5 protein-coding genes are annotated in these 12,124 nt (G+C 70.9%); 3 read left to right on the forward strand and 2 right to left on the reverse strand.

Features of this window, described 5'->3' with window-relative positions; translation table 11 throughout:
- Positions 1 to 125 precede the first annotated feature (125 nt).
- Entirely contained in the window at positions 126 to 827 is a 702-nt protein-coding gene (locus tag AB0C12_RS20780; protein WP_360550574.1) for a TetR family transcriptional regulator, read from the forward strand.
- A gap of 752 nt (positions 828 to 1,579) precedes the next feature.
- Here AB0C12_RS20780 and AB0C12_RS20785 read toward each other — a convergent pair.
- Positions 1,580 to 2,185 carry a TetR/AcrR family transcriptional regulator C-terminal domain-containing protein gene (locus AB0C12_RS20785; protein ID WP_360550195.1) on the reverse strand — a complete coding sequence of 202 codons (606 nt, stop codon included), beginning with the start codon at positions 2,183 to 2,185 and terminating at the stop codon, positions 1,580 to 1,582.
- 51 nt (positions 2,186 to 2,236) lie between these two features.
- Between AB0C12_RS20785 and AB0C12_RS20790 the strand changes: the two genes are divergently transcribed.
- Entirely contained in the window at positions 2,237 to 3,028 is a 792-nt protein-coding gene (locus tag AB0C12_RS20790) for an alpha/beta hydrolase (protein WP_360550197.1), read from the forward strand.
- Positions 3,029 to 3,241: 213 nt separating this feature from the next.
- Here the strand turns inward: AB0C12_RS20790 and AB0C12_RS20795 are convergent, their stop codons facing one another.
- On the reverse strand, positions 3,242 to 8,209 hold the full coding sequence (locus AB0C12_RS20795) for an NAD-glutamate dehydrogenase (protein WP_360550199.1): 4,968 nt from the start codon (positions 8,207 to 8,209) through the stop codon (positions 3,242 to 3,244).
- A gap of 215 nt (positions 8,210 to 8,424) precedes the next feature.
- Here AB0C12_RS20795 and AB0C12_RS20800 point away from each other — a divergent pair, with 215 nt between their 5' ends.
- Complete coding sequence (locus tag AB0C12_RS20800) at positions 8,425 to 10,353, forward strand: penicillin-binding transpeptidase domain-containing protein (protein ID WP_360550201.1); 1,929 nt, start codon at positions 8,425 to 8,427, stop codon at positions 10,351 to 10,353.
- Positions 10,354 to 12,124: the final 1,771 nt, after the last annotated feature.

A 12,124-nucleotide genomic window follows, 5' to 3' on the forward strand; every position in this document is an offset into this window, starting at 1 on the left:
CGCCCCCTGAGCCGGCGACGGCCACGGGAACGGCTCCGACGGGTGGGCCTGGCGCTGCTCCGAAGGCTGAAAGCGTGAACCCGGTCGAAGCCGCCTCCGGTTCCGGCACGGACGACGGTGGCGCCATCGCCGGCGGGAAGTCGGAGGGTGGCGAGGAGAAGCCGCGGCGGCCGCGAGGTGAGCAGACCCGGCAGCTGATCCTGGAAACCGCACTGCGGCTGTTCCGGGAGCGGGGTTACACCGAAACCACCATGCGGGCCGTCGCCAAGGAAGCCGGGGTCGCGGTCGGCAACGCCTACTACTACTTCGATTCCAAGGAACACCTCATCCAGGGGTTCTACGACCGCACCCAGGCCGCGCACCGAGCGGCGGCCGAGGTCGTGTTCGCCAACGAGAAGGACTTCGCCGCCCGGCTGCGGGGCGCGCTGCACGCCGGGATCGACGTCAACCAGCCCTACCACTCGTTCGCCGCCACCTTCTTCAAGACCGCTGCCGAGCCGACTTCGCCGTTGAGCCCGTTCTCCCAGGAGTCGTCGCCGGCCCGGGAGGCAGCCATCGCGATCTTCCGGGATGCGGTCGACGGTTCCTCCGCGAAGCTCGACCCGGAGCTGCGCAAGGAACTGCCCGAGCTGCTGTGGCTCGGCTGGATGGGGGTAGTCCTCTTCTGGGTCTACGACCGCTCCCCCGACCAGCGCCGAACCCGGCGCCTCATCGACGGCGTCGTGCCGCTGATCGACCGCTTGGTCGGGCTGTCCCGGCTGCGCGTGCTGCGGCCCGCCCTGCGCCAGGTCCTGGCCCTGCTCGACACCATCCGCCGCGAAGACTGATCACGTTCCGCACCGGGAACCTCCTTTACTCTGCGTTACCGCCAGGTGAGCTGGGCGCGCTGCTGGGTGGTGGTTTCCGACCGGGCGGGCAGCTATAGCCGGATCTGTCGCCTGGAATCGGCCAGCCGAACGGTCATATCGCACACCCAGTGCTTCCCCGGTGCACCGATCACCACGTAGCGTCACTTTCGCAGGTGGATCTGGGGATGTCGCAGGGCTTCGAACCTCGGGACCGGTTCGAGACCACCCTGCGGCACGGATGGTGGGCCGGGCGCTCCGATGATTTCGGGAGCAATCATCGGGTGAAGCGCCCGGCTCACACTGCCGCAGCGAATCAGCTGCCGACCCGGACACCGAACGAGCGCCGGCGATCATCGGACCGCGCAGCGAACCGGGCCGCCCTCGACACGAACACCCCACAAGCGCCAGCGACCGCCGGGCCGCCCTCGACACGAACACCCCACAAGCGCCAGCGACCGTCGGACCGCGTAGCGAACCGGGCCGCCGCCGCGACGGTGGCATTGCTCGTCGGGATCACCGCGTCGGTCAAGGCCAGGCGCCCCGCCGTCGGCACGACCTTGAGTGCCGCGCGACCGCTTGCCCGGCGACACCGGCTGACCAGCGCCGCGAGCAGTCCGAACGCGGCCGGCCAGGCCTTTTGTCGCCGTCGTGGAAGTCATGCGAAGAGCTTGCCGCAAACCACGGTTCCCGCGGGCACCCCTGTGGACAACGTTGGGGCTGTGGATAACCGGCTATGGCCGCAGGACGGATTCCGTACCTTTGATGAGCGTCGCGAGGCCGTACTCGAAGACCTCGTCGCCGATCGGGCTGCCGGACCGGAGGGCCGCGGCCAGGGTCGGCAGTTCGCTCAGGTCCGGGCGCTCGCCGCGCTCGGCCATGGTCGAGGCCACTGCCTGTTCCTGCAGGACGTGGCCGTTGATGTAGTGGCTCAGCGCGGTGATCGTGCGCAGGGCCTGGACGGGGGTGAAGCCGCGCTCAACCATCGCCGCGAGTTCCTGCTCGAAGTGGCGGACCGAGTCACCGCCACGCACGGCTCCGGAGACCACGCGGGCACCGTCGCGACTGGCGAGCAGTGACGCTCGGTAGGACCTGGCACGCCGGGCGAGCCACTCCTGCCAGGGCTCGCCGGGCAAGGGTGGTCCCATCCCGGCGCGCACGATGATCGCGTTCGCCATGCCGTCGAGCAGTTCCTGCTTCGTGCGGATGTGCCAGTAGAGCGCCGGCGACTGGACGCCCAGTTCGGCGGCGAGACGGCGCACGGTCAGACCCTCCAGGCCCACCTCGTCCAGCAACTTCAGCCCGGCCTCGATGAGCACGTCGCGCGTCAAGCCCTTCACGGCTTCACCTTAGCAGTGCTAAGTTTCCCTTAGCGGCGCTAAGGAGGAGTCATGCTGGCACTCGCGGGAGACGGCACGGAAGCACAAGCAGTGGAGGAGGGCATCGGCACGCCGATCCTGGTCATCCACGGCGGCATGGGAGACCGCACGGCCTGGCAGCCGGTCACTGACCTGCTGCGGGACCGCTTCCGGACGGTACGGCTGGAACGCCGCCGCTACCGCATGGACCTGCCCGGCCCGTCGACGATGGCGCAGGAGGTCGGCCACGTGGCGGCGATCGCGGCGCAACTGGACCGACCGGTGCTGGTCGGGCATTCGTCGGGAGCGGTGGTGGCACTGGAGGCACTGGTCGCGAACCCGGGGGCATACGCGGGCGCGGTGCTCTACGAGCCGCCGGTGGTGATCGGCGCGCCGCTGAGTGACGACAAGCTCGCACGGGCCCGCGTGGCGATCGCCCAGGACAGGCCGGGGAAGGCGCTGGCCATCTTCCTGTGGGACGTGGTCCGGATGCCGGCGCCGTTGGCCTGGCTGGCGGGCTTCATCGTCGGGCGGCACCCGGAGTACCGGCAGCGGGTGGTGCGGCAGCTGGACGACAACGACGCGTTGGATGCGCTGGGGGTGCGGCTGGCGGCGTACGCGGAGCTGAAGATGCCGATCCTGTTGCTCGGCGGGGACAAGTCACCGCGACATCTGGCGGAACGGCTGGACGCGCTCGAGCAGGCGCTGCCCAACACCCGACGGCTGCTGCTGCACGGCCAGGGCCACAACGCCGAACGCCGCGCACCGCAGAGAGTGGCAAAGGCCATCGCCAAGTTCATCGACGAAAACGTCGCCCCTCGCTGACCCCCACGGTCGCGCGGGAAGCAAGACAGCGAGTCGCCCGAGTTGCTCGGGAAGCAAGGCCGCGCCACCCGCGCTGTTCGGGAGCAAGGCCGCGCCACCCGCGCTGCTCGGGAGCAAGGCCGCGCCGCCCGCGCTACTCGGGAGCAAGGCCGCGCCGCCCGCGCTACTCGGGAGCAAGGCCGCGCCCGGCAGTGCCGGACGCGGCCTCAGCCCTTACACAGCCGACGAAGTCTTCACCAACGTACGGATCTGCCGCAGCAGCACCGACAACGCCGCCAGGTCCGCGGGGGCCTCTTCCACGTTGCCCATCGCGTTTCCCGTGCGGGCCATCGATGCCGCGTTCACCTGTTCCCATTCGGCCAGGCGGTCCTCCGGCGCCGCCGAGGTGGGAGTCGACTGCAGCACTTCCGCCGTCAGGCCGGCCAGGGCCGCGTACAGGTCGTAGCGCAGCGCCATGCGGGCCAGGGTCTGCCAGCGGTCGCCGCGCGGGAGGCGGGAGATGTGTGACAGCAGCACGTCGATCTGGAAGCGTTCCGAGATCACGAAGTAGACCTTCGCCACCTCGGTCGCGTCGTGGCCGGTGGCCCGGGCCGTTTCCAGGATGTCCAGCATGCCGAAGCCGTAGACCACCCGGGAGATCGCGTCGGCCAGCGGCTCCGGGATGCCACGTTCCGCCAGCGTGGTGACGTGGCTCTCCAGGGAGCGGCGTTCGACGCCCACGACCACCGTCGGGAGCTGGGCCAGCAGTGCCTCGACGCCGGGGCGGAGCCGGGCGATCTCGCCGGCCACGTCGATCGGCGAGCGGCGGTTGCTGACCAGCCAGCGGACCGCCCGGTCGAGCAGCCGCCGGGTCTCCAGGTAGACCAGGGTCTGCGCCGGCGTCGCCACCTCGTTGTCCAGCTGCTCCGCCGCCGCCCACAGGTCGGGGAGGCCGTAGACGTCGCGGACCACGACGTACGCGCGGATCACGTCGGCCGCCGAGGCGCCGCTCTCCTCCATCGCGCGGAAGACGAACGACGTGCCGCCCCGGTTGACCACCTCGTTGACCAGGGCCGTCGAGATGATCTCGCGGCGCAGCCGGTGGCCGGCCATCCGGGCCGCGTAACGCTCGCGCAGCGGGGTGGGGAAATACCGGGCCAGCACGTCGTTGGTCCAGGCCTCGTCCACCAGGACGTCGGCGAGGACCTGGCGTTCGAGCGAGATCTTCACGTACGCGAGCAGCACCGCGAACTCCGGAGCGGTCAGCCCCTCACCGGCCTCGTGCCGCGCGGCCAGTTCCTTGTCGCTCGGCAGCGCCTCCAGCTCGCGGTTGAGCTGGCCCGACTGCTCGAGTGTGGTGAGCATCCGGCGGTGCACCGGCAGCAGCGAGTGGGCCTGCGACCGGGCGTTGCCGAGCGCGGTGGCCTGCTCGTAGTTGTCCCGCAGGACCAGCGCGGCGACCTCGTCGGTCATCGCGGCCAGCAGCTCGTCGCGGTCGGGCAGGCTCAGCTCGCCATCGGTGACCGCGGCACCGAGCAGGATCTTGATGTTGACCTCGTGGTCGGAGCAGTCCACGCCGGCCGTGTTGTCGATGAAGTCGGTGAAGATCCGGCCGCCGTGGCCACTGCCGCTCTCGTCCGGCGACCCGCCGACCCGGGCGTACTCGATCCGGCCGCGCTGGGTCAGGCCCAGGTTGCCGCCCTCGCCGACGACCCTGGCCCGTACCTCATGGCCGTTGACCCGGATCGGGTCGTTGGCCTTGTCCCCCACCTCGGCGTGGGTTTCCGTGCTCGCCTTCACGTAAGTGCCGATGCCGCCGTTGAACAGCAGGTCGACGGGAGCGGCCAGGATGGCCCGCATCAGCTCGGTGGGGCTCACGGCTTTCGCGTCGCCCAGTCCCAGCACCGCGCGGACCTGCGGCGTGACCGGGATGGACTTGGCCGTTCGCGGATAGATGCCGCCGCCCTCGCTGATCAGCGAGGCGTCGTAGTCGGCCCACGAGGAGCGCGGCAGGTCGAACAGCCGGCGGCGCTCGGTGTAGGACGTGGCGGCGTCCGGGTCCGGGTCCAGGAAGATGTGCCGGTGGTCGAAGGCGGCCACCAGCCGGATGTGCTCGCTGAGCAGCATCCCGTTGCCGAAGACGTCGCCGGACATGTCGCCGACGCCGACCACCGTGAAGTCCTGCGACTGGGTGTCGACGCCCAGGTCGCGGAAGTGTTTCTTGACCGACTCCCAGGCGCCGCGGGCGGTGATGCCCATCTTCTTGTGGTCGTAGCCGGCCGAGCCGCCCGAGGCGAACGCGTCGCCGAGCCAGAAGTCCTTGCTCACCGAGATCTCGTTGGCGATGTCGGAGAACGTGGCTGTGCCCTTGTCCGCCGCGACCACCAGGTAGGGGTCGTCGCCGTCGTGGCGGACCACGTCGACCGGCGGCACGATCTTGCCGCTGTGGATGTTGTCCGTGACGTCGAGCAGCGCGCCGATGAACAGGCGGTAGCACGCGACGGCCTCGTCCCGGTCGCCCGGAGCCTGCTTGAGCACGAAGCCGCCCTTGGCGCCGACCGGCACGATCACCGCGTTCTTCACCATCTGCGCCTTGACCAGGCCCAGCACCTCGGTGCGGAAGTCCTCCCGGCGGTCCGACCAGCGCAGGCCACCGCGGGCGACCGCGCCGAAGCGCAGGTGCACACCCTCGAAGCGGGGCGAGTAGACGAAGATCTCGTACTTCGGCCGCGGCGCCGGCAGGTCCGGGATGGCCTGCGGGTCCAGCTTGAACGCCACGTACGACTTCGGGCGGGAGTCGGCGCCGCGCTGGAAGAAGCTCGTGCGCAGCGTGGCCTGGATGAGCGTCAGATAGGAACGCAGGATGCGGTCCTGGTCCAGGCTGTCGACGCCGTCCAGCAGCGTGGTGATCTGCTCGACCAACTCGTCGCCGCGCCGCGTGCGCTCCTCCTCGCCCAGCTCCAGCCGCGGCGAGAACCGCGCCTCGAAGAGCTGCACCAGCAGGCGGGCGATCTCCGGGTAGGCGATGAAGGTCGACTCCACGTAGCGCTGGGAGAAGACGTTGCCGGTCTGCCGCTGATATTTCGCGTACGCCCGCAGCACCACGACCTGCCGCCAGGTCAGCCCGGCCCGCAGCACCAGCTCGTTGAAGCCGTCCACCTCGGCCTCACCCCGCCACGCCGCCGCGAACGCGTTCTCCACCTGCGGGCGCACCTCGGAGAGCTCACGGTGGGCGGCCGGCGGGAGCAGACCGAAGTCGTACAGGTAGACGGTGCCGTCGGGGCGGCGCACCTCGTACGGCCGCTCGTCGACGACCTGGGCGCCCAGCGAGTGCAGCACCGGCAGGACGGCGGAGAGCATCATCGGCTCGCCGTACCGGAAGACCTTGAACCGCACGTCGGCGTCGTCGGGCTCGGCATTGCCGTCGCGGTTGACGTGCCGCTTGCGGTAGAGGTGCATCTCCAGCTGGCCGGCCTCCTCCAACAGCTCCAGCTTGGCGATGTCCTGGACCGCCTCGTACGGCGTGTGGCCGTCCTTGTAGCTGTCCGGGAACGCGGGCGCGTACCGGTGGAAGAGGTCCTTGGCCGGCTCCTCGCCCAGCTTGCGCTCGAGCACCAGGGAGAAGTCGTCGTCCCACATCCGGGTCGCGTCGGCCAGCAGCTCGGCCAGCACGTTCGGGTCCACCGCGCCCGGCGGGTCGGCCGGGTCGGTGCGCACGATGAAGTGCACCCGGGCCAGCATCCGCTCGGTCACCCGGGTCGTGTAGTCGACGCCGATGCCGTTCAGCTCCCGCAGCAGGATCTCCTGCATCGCCTGGCGGTTGCTGGTGGTGAACCGGTCCCGGGGCAGGTAGATCAGGCAGGAGATGAAACGGCCGTACCCGTCGCGGCGCAGGAACAGCCGCAGCTGCCGGCGGCCGGCCATCCGCAGCACGCCGACGACCGCCTCGTACAGGTCATCGGTCTTGATCTGGAAGAGCTCGTCACGCGGATAGGTCTCGAGGATCTGCAGCAGGTCCTTGCCGGAGTGCCCGCGCGGCGAGAGCCCGGAGCGGTCCAGCACCTCCATCACCTTGCGGCGGACCACCGGCAGCTCGCGGACGCTGGTGCGGTAGGCCGAGCTGGAGAACAGGCCCAGGAAGCGGCGCTCGCCGACCACCTCGCCGGACTCGTTGAAGACCTTGACGCCGATGTAGTCCAGGTAGGCCGAGCGGTGCACGGTGGCCCGGGAGTTGGCCTTGGTGATCACCAGCAGCCGCTTCTCCAGGGCGCGGCGGTGCGCCTCGGGCGCCATCGAGGACAGCTTGCGGGGAGTGCTGTTGTCGCCGCGCAGGATGCCCAGGCCGGTGCCCGGCACGGCGGTCAGCACGTCGTCGCCCTGGAGCTGATATTCCCGGTAGCCGAGGAAGGTGAAGTGGTCGTGGGCGAGCCACTTGAGCAGCTCGATCGTGTCGGTGACGTCCTTGTCCGGCACCGGCAGCTTGCGCTCGGAGCCGCGCGCCGCCGCCAGCTCGTCGGCGATGACCACCGCGCGCTGGCGCATCCGGGGCCAGTCGTCGACCGCGTCGCGCACGTCCGTCAGCACCCGGCACAGCTCCTGGTGCAGCTGGGCGCGCGCCTCGGCGCTGCGGACCGGGTCGACCTCGACCCGGATCCAGCTCTCCACCAGGTCGCCGTCGATCGCGTCGTCGGGCTCCACGTCGGCCTCGACCTGAGTCAGCTCGCCGTCGGGCCCGCGCCGGACCACGATCAGCGGGTGCACCAGCAGGTGCACGTCGAGCTGGTGGGCGACGAGCAGGGCGGTGACCGAGTCGACCAGGAACGGCATGTCGTCGGTGACGATCGACAGCACGGTGTGCGACTGCCGCTCGGTCGGGGCGCTGATGTCCAGCCGGAGCTCACCCGGGCGCCGGGTCTGGGCCAGCTCACGGTGCGCGAGCGCTGCCGCATGCATCTCGGCAGGCGTGTAACCGACCAGCTCCTCGTCGGGTGCGAACCGCCAGAAGCGGCCGACCAGCGACGCGGTGGTGTGGTCCGCCCCCGCGAGCTCCACCGCCTGCGCCACCAGGCGCTCGGCGTTGGGCAGCGGCTCGTCCAGCTCATCGTCGGACGTCCCCAGCCGGCCCGTCAGGGCCAGCCCGGGGCCGGGCCCGAAATCCAGCTCGGGATCGGATTCGATCGCTGCCTCATCGGCGACGGCCATGACCTAGGGCTCCCCTCACCCACGACACTGTGGGTTCGACGTTTCGGGCATCAGCCTAGAACGTCCCCCCGACAGTCCGGGCCACACCCGGGGTGCGCGGAAGAGATCCGACACCCGAATTTGATACATCTCACCCACCACGGGTCAACGCGGCGGCCCGACTCCGGTTACCGTTCCGTAGGTTTCTCGAATCGAGCCGAGGGAAGGGTGGCATCATGCGCGGCAACGGACGTGCTGGCCGGGTCCTGGCCGCCATGGCCGGCCTGCTGTTGATCACGGGCGGCGCGGCCGCCTGCTCCGGCTCGGACGGCCCCGGTGACACCCTGGACACGTTCCTCAAGGGCTGGCGCAACGGCGACCTCAGCAAGACCGGCTTCGTCACCGCCGACGGCGCCAAGATCTCGGCGAACGACGTCTTCACCCAGCTGCAGGGCCTCGCCGGCGACCTGAAGAAGTCGTCGCTGCTGCTCTCGGCCGAGGGCAAGCCCAAGGAGACCGGCGAGATCGCCTCGGGCCCGGTGAAGCTCGACTGGACGCTGCCGGGCGGGACCTCCTGGTCGTACCAGAGCACCGTGCGGCTCACCAAGCGCAACACCGACGGCTGGCGGGTGATCTGGGAGCCGGCCATCGTGCACAGCGAGCTGACCGCCGGTGACCGGCTCGAGCTGCGCCGCAAGGCCGCCGACCGGGCCGACGTGCTCGGCGCCGACGGCAAGCCGATCGTCACCCAGCGGCCGGTCGTCACCGTCGGGGTGACCCCCAACCGGATCACCGACCAGGCCAAGCTCTTCACCGAGCTCGGCAAGCTCTTCAAGTCCATCGGCGTCACCGTGGACTTCAAACTCATCGGGGAACGCGTCAAGGACGCGACCGACGACGGTGCCTTCATCGACATCGTCACCCTGCGGCGCCCCGATTACGACAAGATCCGAGATCGGGTACGCGCCCTCGACGGCACCGTCTTCCAGGAGGGGCAGCGCGAGCTCGCCCCCACCCGGCCGTTCGCCCGCGCCCTGCTCGGCACGGTCGACCCCGCGACCCGCGACGACCTGGACGCCAACCCCGAAGCGCTGCGCGAGAACGACCAGGTCGGCCACGGCGGCCTGCAGCAGCGGTACGACGCCCAGCTGCGCGGCACCGCCGGCCAGTCCGTGGTGATCGCCCGCCGTACCCCCGACGACCAGGTCGAGGACTCCCAGCTGTTCAGCAACGAGCCGGTCGCCGGCAAACCCATCAAGACGACCCTGGACGTCGCGACGCAGAATGCGGCCGACGCCGCGGTGGCCAAGGAGAAGCAGCCCAGCGCCCTGGTGGCGATCCGGATCAGCGACTCCAGCATCGTCGCGGTGGCCAACGGCCCGGAGGGCGCCGGCGTCAACACCGCGATGACCGGCCAGGTCCCGCCCGGCTCCACGTTCAAGATGGTGTCGACGCTGGGCCTGCTGGACAAGAAGGCGGTGACCCTCGACGGCGAGGTGGACTGCCCGAAGACCAAGAAGGTCAGCGGCCGCTCGTTCAAGAACTCGCACGACATGGAGCTCGGCTCGGTCCCGTTCCGGGTGGACTTCGCGAAGTCGTGCAACACCGCGTTCGTCAACCTGGCCCCGAAGCTGGGCGCCGACGGCCTCCAGGACGCCGCGACGAAGCTCGGCCTCGGCGCCAAGTGGGACCTCGGCGCGGACTCCTTCAGCGGCAAGATCTCCCCGGCCAACAGCCCCACCGAGCTGGCCGCGGCAACCTTCGGCCAGGGCGCGACGGCGGTCAGCCCACTGGCGATGGCCGGCGCGACGGCGGCGGTCGCCCGCGGCCAGTTCATCCAGCCAAAACTCGTGACGGAACCGGCCCCGGCCGCACCGATCGCCGACGGCCCGAAACTGGCGGCGACATCGATCCAGCCGCTGCACACGATGATGCGCGAGGTAGTGACCAAGGGCACGGCGACGGACCTGGCCGACGTGCCGGGCAAGCCGGTGCTGGGCAAGACGGGCACGGCCGAGTTCAAGGACGGCGAAGAGGAAACTCACGCCTGGTTCGTGGGCTGGCAGGGTGACATCGCGTTCGCGGTGATGGTGGAGAAGGGCGGGGCCGGGGCTGAGGCGGCGGTGCCGATCGCCTCCCGATTCCTGACCGCGCTCAACAAGTAGCGGCCGCGAGCGGCTGCTGTCGGGAACGACTCGTTGCCCGGGCCGTCTCGCCGGGCCGGGGCAGGCCGGGCCGGGGCAGGCCGGGCCGGGGCAGGCCGGGCCGGGGCAGGCCGGGCCGGGGCAGGCCGGGCCGGGGCAGGCCGGGTTCAGAGGCCGGGGTCAGAGGCCAGGGCCGGGGTCAGAGGCCGGGGCCGGGGTAAGAGGCGGGCCGTGGCCCGGGGCCAAGGCCGGAGGCCCGAGGCCAAGGCCGAAGTTTGGTCAGCCGCGGTCGGCCGGTTGTTCGGGACCGACCTCGAAGGCCGGGCGCTGCGCCGGGAGGGTGAAGTCCTCGATCTGGCGCGGGCGGAGCATGCCGGGCATGGTCGCGGGTAACGGCTTGGAGTCCAGCAGCGGCGCGGAGCCGAGCGGCCGGATCGGCGCGGGCTCCGCCGGCGGCTCGTCAGCCTCGGGCTTGGGCTCGGCGGACCGTTGGTCGGCCTCAGGCTCAGCAGGCCGGTCGTCGGCCTCCGGCCCGGCGGACCCCTCAGCAGTCTCAAGGGCCTCTACCGCCTCGGAAGCCTCTACGGCTTCGACGGCCTTTATCGCTTCGACGGCCTCGGCGGCCTCTACCGCTTCAGCGGCCTCGGCGGCCTCGGAAGCCTTTACCGCTTCGGCGGCCTCTACCGCTTCGGCGGCTTCGGCGGCTTCGGCGGCTTCGGCGGCTTCGGCGGCTTCGGCGAAGCCTGCTTCTTCGGCATCCTCGTAGGCCTGCTCGGCGGCCGGCAGACCGAAATCATCGTGCTCGGGTTCGGGCGCCGGCTCGTGGTCCCCCTCCTCGAAGGAGTTCACATCGCCGCGGTCGGCGACCGAGTCGGGGTCGTCTCGGTCCGGGTCCGCCGCCTCGCCGGGCTCGTTCTCCGCGGCACCCACGATCGCCGCCGGGCGATCACCACCGGCATCCACGATCGCCGCCGGGCGATCACCACCGGCATCCACGGCCGCCGCCGGAAGATCACCACCGACATCCACGGCCGCCGCCGGAAGATCACCACCGGCATCCACGGCCGCCGCCGGAAGATCACCACCGGCATCCACGGCCGCCGCCGTGCGATCGTCCCCGGCCTCGTCAGTCGCCGTGTGATCGTCCCCGGCCTCGTCGGTGGCCAGCACTCCGTCGCCGGTGTCGGATGAGCTGTCGTCCGCATCGGCGAAGGTGCTGACGTCGGCCTGAGCGCCATAGTCCAGATCAACCGACCCCGCGTCACGCCAGGCTGCGTTCGGACCATCGGGCAGTCCGGCGTCATCCGTGGCCCTGTCGTGAGAGGCGCCAGGACCCGAGAACGGCGAGGCGATCTCAGGACCCTCATCGCCGTCCGCGAAGGGCGAGGGAACATCTCGACCCGCCCCAGCGGATGGCGACGCAACGCCCAAGCCCGAGGACACGACCTCGGCCTCCTGGGAAGAGACACCGTCCGGATCAGCCCGCCGTGCGAAAGCCTCGAACTCCGCCTGGTCCGAAGCCTCCTCCGCAGCCGGGAACGCCGGCACCTCACCGCCCTGCGAGACACCAGCCAGAGTCGTCGCCAGGGATTCCCCGTTCGACATCGCCGCCGCAGCCGCGCGTACGTCGTCGCCGGCTGCCGCGGCCCGGCGCGCTTCGACCGGGTCCTGCTCGGCCGGACCGCGCTGCCCCGGCGCAAGCCGACCCGGACCGAGACGACCGGGACCGAGACGACCCGGACCGGCGAGGTCGCGACGGGCCGCCACCAGGTCCGGGCGGGCGTCGACCAGC

This window comes from Actinoplanes sp. NPDC048967 (genome assembly GCF_040649415.1).
Classification (GTDB): Bacteria; Actinomycetota; Actinomycetes; order Mycobacteriales; family Micromonosporaceae; genus Actinoplanes.